Genomic DNA, 19568 nt, shown 5'->3' with positions numbered 1-19568 from the left:
ATCTTTAAAACACAAATAGGCTTAGACCTTACCAATGTCAAATTGGAGGCCTAAACCTTTATTTTTAGGTAGAATGAATTATTTCAATTCAACTTCAGCTCCAGCTTCTTCAAGCTGTTTCTTAAGACTTTCTGCTTCGTCTTTAGCTACTCCTTCTTTAATTGGAGTAGGAGCTCCATCTACAGCATCTTTAGCTTCTTTTAGACCTTTACCTGTAAGGTCTTTAACTAATTTAACAACAGCTAATTTATTAGCACCTGCAGCTTTAAGAATAACATCAAATTCAGTTTTTTCTTCAGCAGCTCCTGCCTCTGCACCAGCAACTGGAGCAGCCATAGCTACAGCAGCAGCAGCAGGTTCAATACCGTATTCTTCTTTTAATATTTCAGCTAATTCATTAACTTCTTTTACTGTTAAATTTACTAGAGTTTCAGCTAATTGTTTTAAATCTGCCATTTTAATTTTGTTTTAATTTTTGTTTAACAACTATTTATTATGAGTGTGAAATTATTCTTCTTTTTCAGATAAGGTTTTAACTAAACCGGCAATGGTATTTCCACTTGATTTAAGAGCAGAAACAACATTTTTAATTGGAGATTGAAGTAATCCAATAATTTCTCCAATAAGCTCTTCTCTAGATTTGAGATTTGCCAATGTATCTAATTGTGCATCTCCTACAAATACTGCAGAATCTATCCAAGCAGCTTTTAATAAAGGCTTTTCAGTTTTCTTTCTGAAATTTTGTATTAATTTAGCCGGAGCATTTCCTCTTTCTGAAGTGAAAATAGTAGAATTTCCTTTTAAACTTTCAAAAACACCTGAAAAATCTTTATCTTCAACATTTTCCATTGCTTTTTTAAGAAGGGTGTTTTTAACAACTTTCATTGAAATTTCACCTTTGAAACAAGCTCTTCTTAATTCTGAAGTTTGTTGAGCATTTAATCCATCAGTATCAGCTATATATAATACATTTGTACTTTCAAGTACTTCCTGTAATTCTTTAATTACCTCTATTTTTTCTTGTTTTGTCATGGTTTGGTAAAATTAAAATTAGTTTATACCTTTTGGATCAATAGCAATACCCGGACTCATGGTAGAAGAAAGGTAAATGCTTTTAACATATACACCTTTAGCTGCCTGAGGTTTTAATTTTATTAAAGTTGAAATGATTTCTTGTGCATTTTCCTGAATATTTTTAGCATCGAATGATACTTTGCCTATTGCAGCATGTACAATTCCATATTTATCAACTTTAAAATCTATTTTACCTGCTTTTACTTCTGAAATGGCTTTTCCTATCTCAGTAGTAACAGTTCCGGTTTTAGGGTTCGGCATTAAACCGCGTGGACCTAATACTCTTCCTAAAGGACCTAATTTTCCCATAACTTGAGGTTGTGTTACGATTACATCAACATCAGTCCATCCTTCTTTTATTTTTTGTAGATACTCATCTAATCCTACATAATCTGCACCTGCGTTTTTAGCTTCTTCTTCCTTATCCGGAGTAACTAAAGCTAAAACACGAGTTTCTTTACCTGTACCGTGAGGTAAGGATACTACACCTCGTACCATCTGATTGGCTTTACGAGGATCAACTCCTAAACGAACGGCTATATCAACAGATGCATCAAATTTGGTATAGTTAACTTCTTTAACTAAGCTTGAAGCCTCTTCTAATGTATAAAGCTTTGATTTATCTACTTTAGCAACAACTGCTTTTTGTTTTTTCGTTAAAACTGCCATGATTCCTACAATTAATTATTAAAGGGATTTTGCCCAGTTACTTTAATACCCATAGATCTTGCAGTACCTGCAACCATACTAACCGCAGATTCAATTGTAAAGCAATTTAAATCTACCATTTTGTCTTCCGCGATTTGTTGCACTTGACTCCAAGAAACGGATGCTACCTTATCTCTGTTTGGTTCACCGGAACCTTTTTTAGCTTTAGAAGCTGCTAAAAGTTGTACGGTTACCGGAGGAGTTTTAACAACAAAGTCAAATGATTTATCCTCATATACAGTAATGATAACCGGTAATACCTGTCCTTGCTTATCTTGTGTACGGGCATTAAATTGTTTACAAAACTCCATGATGTTAACCCCGGCAGCACCTAAAGCAGGTCCTACAGGAGGTGAAGGGTTTGCTTGTCCTCCTTTCACCTGGAGTTTTACCATTTTAAAAATTTTTTTTGCCATTTTAATTTTTACTTAAAAATGTTTTATTTATATCTGTGGAAGCAGCCTATATCTTTTCAACTTGAGAGAAACTTAGCTCAATAGGTGTTTTTCTTCCAAAAATCAACACCATGACATCTAATTTTCTTTTTTCCTCATTAATTTTTTCAATCGTTCCATTAAAACCATTAAATGGACCATCGATTACTTTCACGGTTTCACCAAATACGAAAGGAATGTTAACGGTATCTTCAGATTCAGATAATTCATCCATTTTACCGAACATTCTACTCACTTCACTTCGTCTCATTGGAAGCGGATCTCCTCCTTTAGTAGCACTTAAAAAACTAATTACTCCAGGTATATTTTTAATGGTATGTGGTAACTCACCAATCAAATTAGCTTCAACCATAACATAACCGGGATAATAAACTTTTTCTTTACGAATTTTTTTACCGTTTCTAATTTGTACTACTTTTTCCATTGGTACGACTACTTGACCAAGATTCTTTTTAAGATGTTCATATCTTAAAACTTCATTTTCGATATACATTTTCACCTTAGATTCTTGTCCACTGATCGTTTTCAGTACATACCATTTCATATCATCCATCACGTCCAAATTTATTAAGATTTTAATCCTACTAAAATAGAGTAAATATTTTGAAGTGCTTTAGCAAAAGTCCAATCTACGCCAAAACAAAATATAGCCAAAATGATCGACGTAATTGCTACAACTGTTGTTGAGGATTGCAAATCGGACCATTTAGGCCACTCAACGTGATCTTTGAATTCTTCTATTGCACCTTTTAAGTACTTAATGAGTCCGTTCATTTATTATTATTTTGCGCGGGCGGAAAGATTCGAACTCACGACCTTTGGTTTTGGAGACCACTGCTCTACCAGCTGAGCTACACCCGCTTAAAAAGAAAGAACTTTAAGTTCTTTCTTTTATTATGATTTTAATTTAATTAATCTAAAATCTCAGTTACCTGACCTGCACCTACAGTTCTACCTCCTTCACGGATAGCGAATCTTAAACCGTTATTAAGTGCGATTGGTTGATGTAATTCAACTGTAATAGTTAAGTTATCACCAGGCATTACCATTTCAGTTCCTTCTGGTAAAGTAATAGTACCAGTTACGTCAGTTGTTCTAACATAGAACTGAGGACGGTAGTTATTATGGAATGGAGTATGACGTCCACCTTCTTCTTTAGTTAAGATATAAACCTCAGCTTTGAATTTTTTATGAGGAGTAATTGATCCTGGTTTAGCGATAACCATACCACGACGGATATCAGTTTTTTCAATACCTCTTAACAATAACCCTACATTATCTCCAGCTTCTCCTCTATCTAATATTTTTCTAAACATTTCAACTCCTGTTACAGTAGATGTTAATTTTTCATCTCCCATACCAACAATATCTACGGCCTCACCAGAGTTTATAACTCCTGCTTCAATACGTCCTGTAGCTACAGTTCCACGACCTGTAATAGAGAAAACGTCTTCGATTGGCATTAAAAAAGGTTTATCTTGATCACGAACCGGTAAATCAATCCAGCTATCTACAGCAGCCATTAATTCGTCAACAGTAGCAACCCATTTTGGATCTCCGTTAAGTGCACCTAAAGCAGAACCTTGAATTACAGGAGTGTTATCTCCATCGTAGTCGTAAGAAGATAATAAATCTCTTACTTCCATTTCTACTAAATCTAATAATTCGGGATCATCAACCATATCCACTTTATTCATGAATACTACGATTTTAGGCACGTTTACCTGACGACATAATAAGATGTGCTCTCTTGTTTGAGGCATAGGGCCATCTGTAGCAGCAACCACTAGAATAGCTCCGTCCATTTGTGCAGCACCGGTAACCATGTTTTTTACATAGTCAGCGTGTCCTGGACAGTCTACGTGTGCATAGTGACGGTTTTCAGTTTCATATTCTACGTGTGCAGTGTTGATTGTAATCCCTCTTTCTTTTTCTTCTGGAGCAGCATCAATTTGAGAGAAATCTCTTTTTTCTGCTAATCCCTTTTCTGCTAAAACTTTAGTGATAGCAGCTGTTAAAGTCGTTTTTCCGTGGTCTACGTGACCGATTGTACCTATATTAAGATGTGGTTTGGTACGCTGAAAAGTTTCTTTTGCCATGATAAATATGTTTGTTTATATTTCCAAAAATGAGTGCAAATATACTCAATTTTTTTTAAATAACAATAGCTTATAAAAAATAAATACTTTTTTATAAACAATTGTTTAATGATATATGTCTTTAAGAAAGTTTAGGCTTTTTTAATAATTATTTTTGTGGGTTTTGTATTTGAGAGCCAATGACGGGAATTGAACCCGTGACCTCGTCCTTACCAAGGAAGCGCTCTACCCCTGAGCTACATCGGCTGAAAAAAAATTGAGCGGAAGACGAGGGTCGAACTCGCGACATTCAGCTTGGAAGGCTGACGCTCTACCAACTGAGCTACTTCCGCTTATTTTTTTGATTACCTTTGTAATTCGATGCAAAGGTAGAATATTTTTTTGATCTACAAAATTTTTTTTTCATTTTTTTGTGGGGAGAGGAGGATTCGAACCTCCGAAGGTAAAAACCAACAGATTTACAGTCTGTCCTCGTTGTCCGCTTGAGTATCTCCCCTTCAAAAACGAGCCGGTAGAGGGATTCGAACCCACGACCCCGAGATTACAAATCACGTGCTCTGGCCAACTGAGCTATACCGGCATTAAATTTTTATTTCAAAGAAAATATTTCGTTATTTTTCTAAGATCAATATCTTCGTCTAACGGATTGCAAAGGTAGATAATTTTTTATTATTTCCAAATTTTTATAAAAAAAAATACTTATTTTTTTTCTATATTTTTTCTTTCCTTTTGAGTATCATCTTTTTAACAGCTTCGCAAGCTAAATCAATGCTTTCTTCGAATGAGCTGGATGTTTTTTTGGCTACTAATTCATCTCCCGGAACTTCTAATATAATTTCTGTAGTCTTATTTTCTTTATTTCCAACATTTTCCAGTTTCAAGAATATATTAGCATTAATGATTTTGTCATAATATTGATCTAATTTTAGAACTTTTTTATTTAAAAAAGCTAATAGAGTATCTTGTGCATTAAAGTTTACTGCTTGAACATTAATTTTCATTTTTTTTATTTTTATGCCCAAATGGATGGGACTGATTAAATACTTTTTTTAAATCTTCTATATTGTTGTGTGTATAAACTTGGGTTGCTGCTAAACTGCTATGTCCCAATATTTCCTTAATTGAGTTTATTTCTGCCCCATTGTGCAATAGATGGCTTGCAAAGGTATGGCGTAGCATATGAGGACTTTTTTTGTGTTTGGTAGTTGCGGTAGTTAGATAGTTGTGTATAAGGTTATATATATACTTTTCACTCAGAATTTTACCGGTTTCATTTGTAAATAAATATTCATAAGGTATACCAAACTTGTTTTTATAGGCTATAAATTGCCTTATCTTTTCGGTTAAGTCTTGGGTAATAGGTATAAGTCTTTCTTTGTTTCTTTTTCCAGTTACAATTATAGATTTATTGGTTAAATCTATTTTTGAGGTTTTGAGTTGCAAAAGTTCCATCCTTCTGATGCCAGTTTGGTAAAAGATTTCAAAGATGAGATGATTTCTAATTGTTTTAAAATGATCTTGATTCTTATTTTCTTCTTCACTAGTATTTATATATTTTTCTACTGAATAGATTTCTTCTTCTGTGTAGGGAACTAAAACTTTTTTCTTTTGTTTTAAGTTTTGCAAAGAATGAGTTGGATTTATTTCAAGATAACCGATCTTAAGTAAAAATTTAAAAAAGCTTCTTATGGATGAAATTTTTCTATTAATTGACCTTTCGGATAATTTTTTATGAGATAAATGTATGATGAAATTTCTTAATTGTTTAGCGGTAGCTTGATCAATTTCAGAAATACTTTCTGTTTCTGAAAAGAATTGTTTAAGATCAAGCAGATCTCTTTCATAGCTTTGTATGGTTAAGGGAGAATACTGTTTCTCTAAATGAAGATATTCAAGAAATTTTTGTAACATAAAAAAAGCCTACTTTTCAAAATTAAAAATAATTTTAAAAAATAGGCTAATATTTTGTAGAAAAAGTTTTTTATGCTTCTTCTTGACTTTGCAATCTTTGTTTGTAAGCTGCTCTAATAACCTGTTGTCTTTTAGTAACAGAAGGTTTTATAAACTGTTGCCTTTTTCTTAATTCTTTAACAACACCTGTTTTGTCGTATTTTCTTTTATATTTTTTTAGAGCTTTATCAATAGACTCTCCATCTTTTACAGGAATGATTAACATAATAACATCTCTTTTTTGTTCTTCATTTATTTTCGAAGTGCAAATATATGAAGATAATTTGCAAACGCAAATTTATTTTTTATAAATGAGAAATCTCATTTCAATGAAAAAGTAAAATTTTATTATTTTTATTAAAATAGGAGTATCGGTTAGTAATTTATAAAAATCTCATTTTTTATAGTAAATTTGAACTTTGAATATAAATATCTAACCAAAAATACATATGAAGTCTCAAGAAGATGTTTTAAAAAAGGTAGTTGCCCATGCAAAAGAATATGGGTTTGTTTTCCCTTCCAGTGAAGTATATGATGGATTATCAGCTATTTACGATTACGGTCAAAATGGTGTCGAATTGAAAAATAACATTAAGCAATATTGGTGGAAAGCAATGGTGCAGATGAATGAAAATATCCTAGGCATCGATTCTGCTATATTTATGCATCCTACCATTTGGAAGGCTTCGGGGCATGTAGATGCTTTTAATGATCCATTAATTGATAATAAAGATACTAAAAAGAGATTTCGTGCAGATGTATTAGTGGAAGAGTTTGCAGAAAAATTTGAAGATAAAGCAAAGAAAGAAATCGAAAAGGCTAAAAAAAGATTTGGGGAAACTTTTGATCTTAAGCAATTTGAAAGTACCAATCCGAAAGTGTTGGAATATAGAAAACAAAAGGCAGATATATTACAAAGATTGGCAAAATCTTTAGAAACAAATTTAGCAGATACTAAAGCTTTAATTGAAGAGTTGGAAATTGCAGATCCGGAGACAGGTTCTAAAAATTGGACCGAAGTTCGTCAGTTTAATCTAATGTTTGGGACCAAATTAGGTTCAACATCCGATTCTGCTACGGATTTATATTTAAGACCTGAAACAGCGCAGGGTATTTTTGTAAATTATTTGAATGTTCAAAAGACAGGAAGAAAAAAATTGCCTTTTGGGATTGCTCAGATTGGAAAAGCGTTTAGGAATGAAATTGTTGCAAGACAATTTATTTTTAGAATGAGAGAATTTGAACAAATGGAAATGCAATTTTTTGTACCTCCTGGCACTGAGCTTTCTTATTTTAAAGAATGGAAGGAAAAAAGGTTAAATTGGCATTTAGCATTAGGTCTAGGAAAAGAAAATTATAGATTTCACGATCATGAAAAATTAGCTCATTATGCGAATGCTGCGACAGATATAGAATTTCAATTTCCTTTTGGTTTTAAGGAACTTGAAGGTATTCATTCCAGAACAAATTTTGATTTATCTGCTCATGAAAAATATTCCGGTAAAAAACTGCAGTATTTTGATCCGGAACAGAATGAGAGTTATGTTCCTTATGTAGTAGAAACCTCTGTAGGGCTAGATAGGATGTTTTTGGCTCTTATGTCTAAATGTTTAAAAGAAGAAAAGCTTGAAGACGGAACTTCTAGGATAGTACTAAGTTTACCTCCTGCATTGGCTCCTAATAAAGTTGCTATATTTCCATTGGTTAAAAAAGACGGTCTACCTGAGTATGCAGAAAAGATTTTCAATGATTTGAAATTTGATTTTAATGTGATGTATGAGGATAAAGATGCTATTGGTAAACGTTATCGCAGACAAGATGCCATCGGTACTCCTTATTGTGTTACTATAGATCATGACACACTTTCAGATCATACGGTGACTATAAGGAATAGAGATACAATGAAACAGGAAAGAGTATCTGTAGATTCTTTGCGTGAAATAATAGGGGAGAATGTAGATATTAAATCTTTACTGAAAAAAATATAAAAAGATTCTTTATACTATATAAATGTTATATTTTTAACGAACAGTAGTTTATTGATATTAATTCCTATCTACGTGTCAAATAAAATTAATTTTTATTTATGAGTAGATAGGAATATTAATTTTAAATGGTAAAAAATATTTATAGAAATATAAATAAATATTGAATTAAATAAATAGGATAAATTTACAAATATGAAAGAGCATACTTTTACTTATAAAATATCAGCAGAAGATTATTTGACTCATCAGCTCTTTGGTGCTTCAATGAATCAAATAGTTAAGGGACAAAGGAAAAAGGGCTTACTTTTATGGACTTCGGCTTTCTTTGTTCTTGCAATTATTTTTTTATTTTTAGGCAACTATGCCTTAGCAGCCTATTTTGGGATATTTGGAGTTGGCTTTATATTTATATATCCGATTTATTCTCGATGGATTTATAAAAGATATTATAAACGTTTTGTTTATCGGAATTTTAATAAAACAAAATTAGAGACTATTGGGTTGAAATTTTCAACTACTGATATTGTCCTTTCAAACGGAAAAAACGAGGGTGGAATTCCTATATCAGAAATAGAAATAATATACGAAATACCTTCTCATTATTTTATAAAATTAGATAGGGGAAGGAATATTATAATTCCAAAATCGCAAGTAGAAGCTAAGGATATATTAGCTAAAAATATTATGGATTTAGCCGAAAATCATTCTATTCCGTTTGAAAAAATGTTAGATTGGAAATGGAGATAGTTACTTTTTAATTTCTAATTTTTTAAGTATTAATAATAGTTTTTCTTTTTCTACATCTGTGAGTTTTTTCATATATATACCTTTCTTTATATTCGAAGAATCTTTTAATTGTGGAAATATTGATAGATCACAATATGTTTTTAACATATATAAGGTAAATGCCGGTGCAGGTATGTCAAAAGTATATCCGTAGCTTTGGGTAACATTAAAGTTGAGCGTACCGAGCTTTTCTTTTGAATATTTTTTTATTACATAATTTTCAGGTCTAATTAAAGCCTTTTTAGAAAAACCATGAATGTAATTAGATAGTTTAAATTGTGGCAATGTTTTTTTTAATATAGAAGGATAGCTAATGCATAATAGTGCCAAAAAATATAGAGAAGTAATAAGAATCAGAGTTGGCAAACGAGCAAAACGTATTTGTGAAATTAAAATAAAAAGCATAGGGTAAATACCGTCTAAGAAAAATCTATATTGTCCCGAAAATAAAAAGGTTATTATAAACTTAAGTAGAATAAGACTCCACAACGATAAGAAAATAAATTTCTTTTTATATATAGAAAAAAATCCAAAAACAATAGTTACTACACTTATAAAGATATTAACAACAGTTTGCAACTCTCTTAGAGAAAACCAATAATAGATTTTTTCATAAATTGAAAAGTTATATGCTTTTTCAGCAGAAAAATAATGATCGAAAGTATAATAAGCAGCTTCTTGCTTAGAAATTTCCAGAATTTTACTATCTGTTAGCCAGTATGTGGGTATTTTTGTAAATGTTACAGGAAATAATAGGGTAGAGGAAACAATGAAATTTTTAATCAAGTATAAAACTACCAATAGAATTGGAAAGAGGTAATAGTTGTAATGTAAGATTTTTCTTCCGTGCTTACTCAGACCTACTATAAAAACCCATAAAGGAATCCAAAATGCAACTGGTTTTACGATAAATGCAAAAGTAGATAGTATTAGTAGAGTTTGAAAATTAGTTTTTTCTGAATTTTTATATAATTCATTTGTAATTAATAAGCACAAAAAAAATACAATTATATCCGGAGTTGCACTTTGTACGTATAAAAAATAGAATGGAATGAAAAGTAGTAATAAAAAAGCTTTTCTTTCAAAAATATAAATCAGAAAAATGACAGAAATACATACATTTAACCGAATATAAATGTCTAAGGTTGAATCGAAGCAAGCTTGAATGAAATGAAATGAAGATAGCTGGCCCAATGCCCAGTTAATATTAGCTAATCCGCATACAGTTCCGTATTGATTAAGCCAATTTATAGTAGGAATATAATATCCAAAATGATCAGAGTTAAATGGATAATAAGAACCTACTAATAATATAAATGCTGTGAATAACCAAAACCAACATGATTTGAAGACATGATTTGAAGTTAATAATTTATAAAGATGAAATTGCTTAAGAAAATAAGGTATGCTTGATAAGGCGATACATACAATTTCTATTTTTCCATCTAAAGGGCTCACTAAAGAAAGCAAAAAAGATAATACAAAAAGTAAGGCAAATCCCAATAAAGAAGTGATCGCTAAAGAGTTATTTTTTAAGTGAAGAAAATATTTTAGCCATGCTCCCCAGCCAATAGAGGACAAAAAAATCCCCCAAACAGATAAAATTTCATAAAGCATATATTTAGAATATGTTCTTGTAGGTAAATATACTAAAATATCTATATAAATTTTTTTAACCGTCCTGATGTATTTTTTTTATATTTGAATTCAATCCATTATGTATAAATAAATCATGAATAATTTCGATATCATAATAATTGGATCCGGCCCCGGAGGCTATGTCGCTGCAATTCGTTGTACTCAATTAGGATTTAAAGTTGCTTTAGTTGAAAAATATTCAAGTCTTGGTGGGACTTGTTTACATGTGGGATGTATTCCTTCCAAAACCCTATTAGATGCATCTGAACTTTATGAAAAAGCAATGTATAATTTTAAAGATTTAGGAATTGAAATTATTCAGCCTCAAATCAATTTTAGTAGAATGGTTCAACGTAAATGCGAAGTAGTGGAACAAACAAGTAAAGGAATCAATTATTTAATGGAAAAAAATAAGATTACTGTTTTTCATGGAGTCGGTACTTTCAAATCTTATAAGGAATTAGAAATAAAAAATGCAGAAGGAAATATAGAAATACTTCAATCCAAATATTTCATTATAGCTACTGGTTCAAAGCCTATAAATCTTCCATTTACCCAAATCGATAAAGAACGAATTATTACTTCAACAGAAGCATTAAATCTTAAAGAAATTCCTAATCGCTTATTGGTAATAGGCGGAGGTGTTATCGGCTTAGAACTTGGATCGGTATATAAACGATTAGGTTCGGAAGTTACGGTTATTGAATATTCAGATAGATTGATACCTACTATGGATGGAGGGGTATCTAAAGAGTTATTAAAAGTAATGAAGAAAAAAGGCGTGAAATTTTCTTTATCTACTGAGGTGAAAAATATAATAAGAGAAGCTAATAAAGTTATTGTAAAGGCTTCAGATAAAAATGGAAAAGATATGCTATTTGAAGGAGATTATTGTTTGGTGGCAGTAGGTAGAAAACCTTATACAGAAAATTTAGGACTTGAAAATGTTGGTATTGATATTGATGAGATAGGCAGGATAAAAGTAAATAATCAATTACAAACCAATATTCAGAATATATATGCCATAGGAGATGTGGTACGAGGGCCTATGTTAGCGCATAAGGCTGAAGAAGAAGGAATTTTAGTTGCAGAGCAATTAGCTGGGCAAAAACCTCATATAGATTATGCACTTATTCCTAATGTAGTCTATACCTGGCCTGAAGTATCAGGGGTAGGGAAGACCGAAGAGCAATTGCAGCAAGAGGGGTATAAATATAAAATCGGACAATTTCCGATGCGAGCCCTAGGACGTTCCCGAGCTAGTGGAGATACGGATGGTTTTGTGAAAATATTAGCTGATCAGGAAACGGATGAGGTTTTGGGTATACATATTATAGGGGCTCGTGCAGCCGACTTAATTGCAGATGCCGTTACTTTATTAGAATATCGGGCTTCTGCTGAAGACATTGCACGAATGAGCCATGCACATCCTACTTATGCGGAAGCTATAAAAGAAGCAGCTTTAGCTGCTACCGAGAATAGAGCAATTCATTTTTAAAAGTATAAGAAAAATGTACTTCAATTATATTTTATATTAGATGTATTCATTAAAGCAAATCAAAATTTTTTAATCAAATAATTAAATTTATGCTTTTTGAACTTGAAATTATATAATAAAAATATGACTGAGTAAATCAATAAGTTTCTAAATTTTTCTGATACTGTTATTCATATTTTAGTTTCAATATAAGGATTTAATAATATTTTTTATCAAGTTTAAAGAAACTAAGTGGGAATTTTTTGATCGATAATGGAAATTTTAGAATTTATATATATTAAATTATCTTTGGAAGAACTTAAATATTAAAATAGAAACTATTTTTCATAGAGTTTTTTGTGATGCTTAATGATATATAGGTTAGCTTTCTTAAAAATACAATGACTTTTTATAATTTCGTTAGAGGTTTTGGTATAATACCATAATAGGTCTTAGTTTAATTTTTCTATAAACTAGTATAATTCTCTATATCGTTATAAAATTTAAAAACTGCTTTGGATATATTGGCAATAATATTCGCATTAGTTTGATCGTCTTCTTTTGAATCTTTTACAAAAATTGCAATGGTGTATTGTTTTCCATTAGGTAAGTATATAAAGCCAATATCATTATCTGCAGCTTTTAGCCCATTTGCGTTTCTTGAAGAGCTTCCTGTTTTGTGGCCTAAGATAATATTTTCAGGCAGTGAAGCTTTAAGCTTGTCATTGCCAGTAGAGGTATCTATCATGGCTTGAATTAGAAAATCTTTAAAATTATTTGAAAAAAGATCTTTTTTTAGAAATATTTCCAACAATTTAGCTGCTTCTAAGGGCGTAGTCCAATTAACATATTGATTGTTAAAATGACCTTCCATTTCCTTCTCTGTCATAGTAATGGAAAAGTTTTTAATTCCCAAAGTACGAATATACATATCGGTCATTAAGGTCCCATTCATATAATTAAATAAAAAATTGGAAGTATTATTATCGCTTTGCGAAACAGTATATTTTATTAAATCTCCAATAGATATATAAAAATTACCATTAGGACATTCCTTTGCGAGCGGGCTGTATGTTTCAGCATCAATATCTGAATTTTTTATAAATACTTTCGAATCCAACGAAAGTAAATTTTTGTTCATGAAATCCAAGAGTGCAAGTGATTGATGGAACTTGAAAACACTCATCGTTGGGTATTTATTATCGTTGTGTATTGTCAACGTATCTTTTCCATCATAAATGATAGCAACTCCTATAGTTGCTTTTTTATTCTTAATTATAGAATAGATTTCATTTTCTAATCGCTGCTTTTGGGCGTTAAGAGAACAAAAGATCAATGAAAGAAAAATTAAAATTTTTAATTTTTTCATGAAATAAATTTAAATGCAATTTTAGTAAAAAAGAAATAATTTTTATCACATAAACTAAATTTATTTTATAATTAATTTCTTTTCCTTAATTAGGGCATTTTTTTTATCTTTATAAATTTTGTCTAGCTCACTTTTTTGGGTTTTTATTTGATTTTTCGTTAATTGATCATTATTTTCAATCCTTTCCTTATCTCTTTTGTAACTCTTTTCCAGTTGATCTATTTTACGGTCTATCTCCTCTTTTTTTCTTTCTGTATATAGATCTTGCTTATCATTAGATTCATGGCTATTATTATAATTTATATTATCATGTCTCTGGTTAATTCCAAGTTCACGTTTTTGTTGTTTTTTTTCATCTTCGGATAAATGCGGATTTTTACCAATTTCCTTATATTGTTTACCATATTCTTTATTCATTTCGTTCCTTCCACTTTGGGAAAAAGCGAAAGTTGATAACATAAAAAAAGATGCTAAGGTTAATAATTTTTTCATTTTTATTAGTTTATTAATTAATGTTTTTTATACAATTACAATCTAAAAATATGCCATATATTTTTCAATTGTATTCTTATTAATTAATAGCTGTATAACCAATTTTTATATAAAATTTGAAGAATTAATCTAGAAAACTATTATAAAAAATCTTCGACTTCAGCAATAGGTAAGTTTTTTTGTTCTCCGGTTTTAATATTTTTTAGCGTTAACGTTTTTGAGTTGATTTCGTCTTCACCGTAAAAAGCAACAAAAGGTATTTCCTTTTTTTCGGCATAGGTAAATTGTTTTTGCAATTTAGATTTTTCAGGATATAAATCACAGGCTATATTTTTATTTCTTAATTCCTGAATAAGCTTCAGGGCATGAACGCATTCTCGGTCTCCGAAATTGAAAAATAGAATTTGTTTCTGTTGCAAGGTATCCGAAGGAAAAAGATTAAGTTCATCCATTACCAAATAAATGCGGTCTAAACCAAAGGAAATACCTACACCCGGCATGTTTTTAACTCCAAATATTCCAGTAAGATTATCATATCGTCCTCCGCCTCCAATGGAGCCTAAAGAAATATTTTTAGCTTTAACTTCATAGATGGTTCCGGTATAATAGTCCAATCCTCGGGCTAGAGTAAGATTAAAGATGAGCTCAGAAGATTTAAGTTCTATTTCTTTTATTTGGTTATAAATGAATTCCATTTCATTAATGCCGTCTTGCCCTATTTCTAAGTCCAATAGTATATCCTTTAATTTAGATATCTTTTCTTCAAAATTACCCGTAAGCTCTATTATCGGAATTAGTTTTTGAAGAGAGTTTTGTCCAATCCCCTTACTAGCCATTTCTTCTAATACTTTATCTAATCCTATTTTGTCCAATTTGTCCAAGGCGACAGTAAAATCTATTAATTTATCTTCAATGGATGCATATTGTGCAATGGCAGTTAAAAGCTTTCTATTATTTATATGGATTTCTACAGGAATATTCAAATCGGAAAAAGCTGAATCATATAATAAGATAAGATTAACTTCATGCCATAAGCTATTAGAGCCTACAATATCGGCATCACATTGATAAAACTCGCGATAACGTCCTTTTTGGGGTCTATCTGCTCTCCAGACCGGTTGTATTTGATATCGTTTAAAAGGTAAAGTAAGCTGCCCATGATTCATAGCTACATAGCGGGCAAAAGGAACAGTTAAATCATAGCGCAAAGCTTTTTCAGAAATAAAACGAGTAATGGATTTAGAATTCCATTGAGACATATCAGGATTCTTTTTTTTAGCTTCAGCTAGATAGTCACCGCTATTCAATATTTTAAAGATTAATCGGTCTCCTTCTTCTCCATATTTACCGGTAAGAGTATCTAAGTTTTCAAAAGAAGGTGTTTCTAATGATTGGAAACAAAATTTTTCAAAGTTAGATTGAAGTGTTTGAATTATATATCTTCTTTTTTGTAATTCTTTAGAGGTAAAATCTCTTGTGCCTTTAGGAATTCCGGGTTTCATGTTTATTTTTCTTATTAATTAAAACAAAGGTATAGAATAGTTTTCATTTTTTATAGAACTATGGTTTAAGTTTTGTGGATATAATAAATGATTAGTTAATGAAAAAAATATAAAAAGAAAAGGGGCTTAATTTTTAAGTCCCTTTTCTTTTTATACTAAAAAATTTTGAATTTATCTAAAAGGAGAAAAGACTGGGATTTCTGAATCCGGTTCTTTTGTAATTCGATTTCTTAAATCTCTACGGGTTATTTCTATAATCCATGTCCAAAAGGCATGTCCGAAAAATTCAGAAAAATGTTCCGCAAAGGGTTGATCCCATGGAGCCGGTACAGTTCCTAAAATAGGCATTATGATAATATGAAACAGTATATAAATTACTATTCCGTAAACCGTTCCTTGTCCTAGCTTTATTTTAGGATGGTATTCTGCAACCACGCAATAAATCATTGCACAAACAATTGAAAATGCAAAATGGATAATAAAGCTCATGATAGGGCGTGGATTTTCATTAAAATAATACATCAAATGAGAAAGATCATGAGACATTCCTAATTGCTCAAGGAGCTGTTGTGGGGGATTTGTAAAATCTCGTTCAGGAGTACGAGGCGGAAAAGGTACTTCCCAACCGAATTTTATAAAACCAGAAATGATTCCTGATATAATTCCTACAAGTAGAGCTACATTTTTTTTAGGATGTAAAGGTATATTTTTCATAAATAAAATTAATAAAAGGGTTAATAAATAGTCAATTTTTTAATTTTAAAGACTTTTAAATAGTATGTTATTTGTTCATGTAAAACGATTTTCAAAAAAAATGCCTAAAATTTATTTAATACACAATGAGCTAAATAAATAATTTTTAAATAAAATTTTATAAAGTAAAATCTAATATAGATTGTATGTATTTACATTATAATGATTAAATATGATTTAAATTTAGGTTTTTATGAATTGTAATCATCTAAATAACTTTTTTACAAATACATTTGAAAGAATATAAATAATATTAAATTTATTAAATTCGCATTCAAATTTATTTTATAATGCATATTCCTGATATCCCCAGTTATTTTGCTTTAAAAGCAATTCATATTATTTTTATGGTGAGCTATTTTGCGGGGATTTTTTACTTAATACGTCTTTTTGTTTATTTTATTGATACCAAGGAAAAGTCTGAACCCGAAGGAGAAATTCTAAGAAAACAATACATTTACATGATTTCACGTTTATGGGATATTATTACCGTTCCGGCAGGAATCATTATGCTTATTACTGGAATTTTAATGATGATTAATACACGTGGAGATGTTTCTTTTTATATCTTAAGAGAGCCTTGGTTTCATATTAAATTGGTTTTTGTATGTGGGTTGGCTTTATACCATTACTGGAGCTGGAGATGCATAAGGAAAATAAAGCTTGGAAAATTCAATACTACCTCTATAAAGCTTAGAATGATGAATGAAGTTGCTACCATCATCCTATTTGCGGTTATATTTATAGTTATTTTTAAGCAATACTTTATGGGTATGTGGGTTAGTTTATTAATAAGCTTTATTGTATTGGTTTTGGTGATAATGTTGGTAGTAAAATTTGTAAATAGAAAAAAGAAAAAGTAACAATAACATGTTTTCAATTTTTAAGAAAGAACTTTGGGCATATTTTGGAACCTTGGGCGCATATGTAGTTTCAGGTTTATTCCTATTGATATGTTCGTTATTTTTATGGTTTTTTGATAATGATTTTAATGTTTTTAATATAGGATTGGCTTCGTTAAATAACTTTTTTGTACTTGCGCCTTGGATATTATTATTTTTGATACCTGCATTAACTATGAAGAGCATTGCTGAAGAAGAACAAAATGGAACTTTGGTATGGTTATTTTCTCAGCCGATGTCAATAACCTCAATTGTTTTGGGAAAATACTGGGCAGTTATAGTATTGGTAGTGTTCGCTTTATTTCCAACTTCGTTATATGTATATACGATTTATAGTATAAGTATGCCTGAGGGAAATATTGATCTTGGAATTATATGTAGCGGATATATTGGATTACTTTTTTTATCTATGACTTTTGCTTCTATTGGTATTTTTTCTTCTTCTTTAGTTAAAAATCAGGTATTAGCGTTTGTAATAGGTGTTTTCTTTTGTTTCTTTTGTTTTTATGGATTTGAAAACTTAGCTTCCTACAATCTTTTAGGAAATTTCGATTATACACTTCAAAAAATAGGTTTTTTTCAACATTATATCAGCTTTACAAAAGGTATAATAGATACGAGAGATATAGGATATTTTATTTTTATCATTTTAATTTTTATATTATTTTCAATACAATTAATTAATAGAAAAAAATAATGAAAATTATAAAAAAGATACATATAAGTCTGCTATTTTTAATGTTCATTGGTCTTTTTTTAGCTCTTGGATTTTTATATAAACGATTTGATTTAACTTCAGATAAACGATATACGTTGACTGAAAATACGAAACGTTTATTAGAAAAAATAGATGAACCTATGGTTATAGATGTTTATTTAGAAGGAGATTTTCCTGCTGATTTTAAACAGTTGCAAGCTGAAACCATGAGTCTTTTGGACGAATTTAAGCGGATAAATTCGAATATTACTTATACCTTAGTAGATCCTATTAAAGAAAAATTATCTCAGGATACATTACAAGCAATGGGAATGTCGCCCTCAGCTTTGCGGGTTGAAAAAGACGGGATGTCTTCTCAAATAATTTTATTTCCTTATGCAACTATAAAATATAAAGGTTATGGGCAAACCGTTCCTTTAATAATTTCTCAGGCTGGAATTACGGGTGATGAACAAATGGCTAAATCCATTGAAAATCTGGAATACGGTTTTATAAGTGCTATGGATAAGTTAACGGCTGAGCATTTGAAGAGTGTAGGTATCTTGACCAATCAGAAAGAACTGAATCGACTTGAAATGTTTAGTTTAGCCAATAGAATCATTCAAAGTTATAATTTCGGACCTATTTTTCCTAAAGATAGTCAGTCGTTAACTCTTCAAGATTTACCCAATTTAAAAAGATATGATGCCATACTCATAGCTAAGCCTAGAAAAGCTTTTACAGATAAGGAGAAAATAACTATTGACCAATATATCATGAATGGAGGGAAAACTCTTTGGGCAATAGATCAGGTAAATGCAGAAATGGACACTTTGTTAAGATCGAGTAAAATATTAGCCTATCCTAATGACTTGAATTTAACTGATTTATTATTTTCTTATGGTGTAAGAATTAATTCGGGTATCATAAAAGATATTAAAAGTCCCTCCTATATAAATTTACAAGTGGGTAGTATACAAGGAAACGCTCAAAATGCAAGAGTGCCATGGGTATACTTTCCTATGGGCTTTTCATTGAATAACAATCCCATAACTAAAAATATAAATCCGGTTTCTTTTCAGTTTCCCACTTCAATCGATACTTTAGATACTCCGGAAGTGAAAAAAACTATTCTGTATCAAAGTTCTCTTTATACTGCTTTACAAGGGGTGCCCTCTTATATTTCATTAGAAGAAGCAAAAATATCAACTAAAGATAGTACTTATAGCTATGAATATAATAAAGGTCCTAAAATTATGGCAGTATTGCTGGAAGGCAAATTTACATCAGCCTATAAGGATAGAATAGAATCCTTCGGAATTAAAAATTTTTTAAATCAATCTAAAAAAAATAAAATGATTGTTATATCTGATGGAGATATCGCAAGGAATCAGGTTATTAAAGGACAACCTTTACCCTTAGGTTTTGATTATTCTACAGGGATTACATATGGGAATGAAGAGTTTTTAATTAATGCACTGGATTATTTACTTGATGATCATGGGTTGATGCTTTTAAGAAATCGAACTGTACAAATGAGAATGCTGAATAAACCTTTGTTAGTTCTGGATAAATCTTATTGGCAATGGCTAAATTTATGTGTTCCGTTGGTATTGGTTTGTATGATAGGGGGGATCATTATATTTGTAAGAAGAAAAAAATTTAGCAAATAAATCAT

Annotated in this window: 21 protein-coding genes and 5 tRNA genes; 6 read left to right on the top strand and 20 right to left on the bottom strand. The window is 30.5% G+C overall.

The window, feature by feature from the left end:
- Window positions 1-78: 78 nt before the first annotated feature.
- The 15 genes from rplL to rpsU form a co-directional block, all read right to left on the bottom strand.
- Window positions 79-456: a 50S ribosomal protein L7/L12 gene (gene rplL / locus Q0T35_RS00315; RefSeq protein ID WP_293917957.1), complete on the bottom strand. Its 378-nt coding sequence runs from the start codon at window positions 454-456 to the stop codon at window positions 79-81.
- A gap of 51 nt (window positions 457-507) precedes the next feature.
- Window positions 508-1032, bottom strand: coding sequence for a 50S ribosomal protein L10 (gene rplJ / locus Q0T35_RS00310; protein ID WP_295840382.1), 525 nt, complete (start codon window positions 1030-1032; stop codon window positions 508-510).
- An 18-nt stretch (window positions 1033-1050) separates the two neighbouring features.
- A complete protein-coding gene (gene rplA, locus Q0T35_RS00305) occupies window positions 1051-1743 on the bottom strand; it encodes a 50S ribosomal protein L1 (protein WP_293917961.1) in 693 nt (230 codons plus the stop codon).
- A gap of 11 nt (window positions 1744-1754) precedes the next feature.
- A complete protein-coding gene (rplK, locus tag Q0T35_RS00300; protein ID WP_293917963.1) occupies window positions 1755-2198 on the bottom strand; it encodes a 50S ribosomal protein L11 in 444 nt (147 codons plus the stop codon).
- Window positions 2199-2244: 46 nt separating this feature from the next.
- Window positions 2245-2790 (bottom strand): transcription termination/antitermination protein NusG, encoded by a 546-nt coding sequence (gene nusG, locus Q0T35_RS00295; protein WP_293917965.1) that lies wholly within the window; start codon window positions 2788-2790, stop codon window positions 2245-2247.
- A gap of 14 nt (window positions 2791-2804) precedes the next feature.
- Complete coding sequence (secE, locus tag Q0T35_RS00290) at window positions 2805-3011, bottom strand: preprotein translocase subunit SecE (RefSeq protein ID WP_293917967.1); 207 nt, start codon at window positions 3009-3011, stop codon at window positions 2805-2807.
- 14 nt (window positions 3012-3025) lie between these two features.
- Window positions 3026-3098: transfer RNA gene (locus Q0T35_RS00285), tRNA-Trp, on the bottom strand.
- A gap of 50 nt (window positions 3099-3148) precedes the next feature.
- Window positions 3149-4336 (bottom strand): elongation factor Tu, encoded by a 1188-nt coding sequence (tuf, locus tag Q0T35_RS00280; RefSeq protein WP_295810214.1) that lies wholly within the window; start codon window positions 4334-4336, stop codon window positions 3149-3151.
- 174 nt (window positions 4337-4510) lie between these two features.
- Window positions 4511-4582 (bottom strand) — tRNA-Thr (locus tag Q0T35_RS00275).
- Window positions 4583-4595: 13 nt separating this feature from the next.
- Window positions 4596-4668 (bottom strand) — tRNA-Gly (locus Q0T35_RS00270).
- An 81-nt stretch (window positions 4669-4749) separates the two neighbouring features.
- A tRNA-Tyr gene (locus Q0T35_RS00265) sits at window positions 4750-4832 on the bottom strand.
- Window positions 4833-4842: 10 nt separating this feature from the next.
- A tRNA-Thr gene (locus Q0T35_RS00260) sits at window positions 4843-4916 on the bottom strand.
- Between the two features lie 130 nt (window positions 4917-5046).
- Window positions 5047-5337, bottom strand: coding sequence for a ribosome-associated translation inhibitor RaiA (gene raiA / locus Q0T35_RS00255; protein ID WP_295810211.1), 291 nt, complete (start codon window positions 5335-5337; stop codon window positions 5047-5049).
- The gene (locus tag Q0T35_RS00250) at window positions 5327-6247 is read right to left on the bottom strand and encodes a tyrosine-type recombinase/integrase (RefSeq protein WP_293917672.1); all 921 of its coding nucleotides are present in this window, start codon (window positions 6245-6247) and stop codon (window positions 5327-5329) included. Before Q0T35_RS00250 ends, raiA begins: the two co-directional genes overlap by 11 nt.
- A gap of 70 nt (window positions 6248-6317) precedes the next feature.
- Complete coding sequence (gene rpsU, locus Q0T35_RS00245; RefSeq protein WP_055425292.1) at window positions 6318-6512, bottom strand: 30S ribosomal protein S21; 195 nt, start codon at window positions 6510-6512, stop codon at window positions 6318-6320.
- Between the two features lie 223 nt (window positions 6513-6735).
- Here rpsU and Q0T35_RS00240 point away from each other — a divergent pair, with 223 nt between their 5' ends.
- Both Q0T35_RS00240 and Q0T35_RS00235 read left to right on the top strand, forming a co-directional pair.
- Window positions 6736-8274 (top strand): glycine--tRNA ligase, encoded by a 1539-nt coding sequence (locus tag Q0T35_RS00240; RefSeq protein ID WP_293917676.1) that lies wholly within the window; start codon window positions 6736-6738, stop codon window positions 8272-8274.
- A 192-nt stretch (window positions 8275-8466) separates the two neighbouring features.
- The gene (locus Q0T35_RS00235) at window positions 8467-9021 is read left to right on the top strand and encodes a YcxB family protein (protein WP_293917677.1); all 555 of its coding nucleotides are present in this window, start codon (window positions 8467-8469) and stop codon (window positions 9019-9021) included.
- Here Q0T35_RS00235 and Q0T35_RS00230 read toward each other — a convergent pair whose 3' ends face one another.
- On the bottom strand, window positions 9022-10677 hold the full coding sequence (locus Q0T35_RS00230) for a hypothetical protein (RefSeq protein ID WP_293917678.1): 1656 nt from the start codon (window positions 10675-10677) through the stop codon (window positions 9022-9024).
- A gap of 115 nt (window positions 10678-10792) precedes the next feature.
- On the opposite strand from Q0T35_RS00230, the gene lpdA reads away from it, so the two are divergent.
- Window positions 10793-12196 (top strand): dihydrolipoyl dehydrogenase, encoded by a 1404-nt coding sequence (lpdA, locus tag Q0T35_RS00225; RefSeq protein WP_293917679.1) that lies wholly within the window; start codon window positions 10793-10795, stop codon window positions 12194-12196.
- 445 nt (window positions 12197-12641) lie between these two features.
- Here lpdA and bla read toward each other — a convergent pair whose 3' ends face one another.
- From bla to Q0T35_RS00205, 4 genes are all read right to left on the bottom strand, one after another.
- A complete protein-coding gene (gene bla, locus Q0T35_RS00220) occupies window positions 12642-13544 on the bottom strand; it encodes a class A beta-lactamase, subclass A2 (protein WP_293917680.1) in 903 nt (300 codons plus the stop codon).
- A 60-nt stretch (window positions 13545-13604) separates the two neighbouring features.
- Window positions 13605-14036 carry a hypothetical protein gene (locus Q0T35_RS00215; RefSeq protein WP_293917682.1) on the bottom strand — a complete coding sequence of 144 codons (432 nt, stop codon included), beginning with the start codon at window positions 14034-14036 and terminating at the stop codon, window positions 13605-13607.
- Between the two features lie 140 nt (window positions 14037-14176).
- Complete coding sequence (hisS, locus tag Q0T35_RS00210) at window positions 14177-15538, bottom strand: histidine--tRNA ligase (protein WP_295840379.1); 1362 nt, start codon at window positions 15536-15538, stop codon at window positions 14177-14179.
- A 171-nt stretch (window positions 15539-15709) separates the two neighbouring features.
- The gene (locus Q0T35_RS00205; protein ID WP_295810198.1) at window positions 15710-16252 is read right to left on the bottom strand and encodes a DUF1440 domain-containing protein; all 543 of its coding nucleotides are present in this window, start codon (window positions 16250-16252) and stop codon (window positions 15710-15712) included.
- A gap of 329 nt (window positions 16253-16581) precedes the next feature.
- Between Q0T35_RS00205 and Q0T35_RS00200 the strand changes: the two genes are divergently transcribed.
- Genes Q0T35_RS00200 through gldG form a run of 3 tightly spaced genes read left to right on the top strand, consistent with a single transcriptional unit; the run spans window position 16582 to window position 19563 of the window.
- A complete protein-coding gene (locus tag Q0T35_RS00200; RefSeq protein ID WP_295810195.1) occupies window positions 16582-17154 on the top strand; it encodes a CopD family protein in 573 nt (190 codons plus the stop codon).
- 7 nt (window positions 17155-17161) lie between these two features.
- Window positions 17162-17890: an ABC transporter permease subunit gene (locus Q0T35_RS00195; protein ID WP_295840377.1), complete on the top strand. Its 729-nt coding sequence runs from the start codon at window positions 17162-17164 to the stop codon at window positions 17888-17890.
- On the top strand, window positions 17890-19563 hold the full coding sequence (gldG, locus tag Q0T35_RS00190) for a gliding motility-associated ABC transporter substrate-binding protein GldG (protein ID WP_295810189.1): 1674 nt from the start codon (window positions 17890-17892) through the stop codon (window positions 19561-19563). Before Q0T35_RS00195 ends, gldG begins: the two co-directional genes overlap by 1 nt.
- Window positions 19564-19568: the final 5 nt, after the last annotated feature.

The sequence above is a fragment of the uncultured Apibacter sp. genome, from assembly GCF_946479295.1.
Lineage (GTDB): Bacteria > Bacteroidota > Bacteroidia > Flavobacteriales > Weeksellaceae > Apibacter.
Note: the sequence above shows the minus strand (reverse complement) of the source record. Positions and strands in the feature narration are given on the sequence as shown.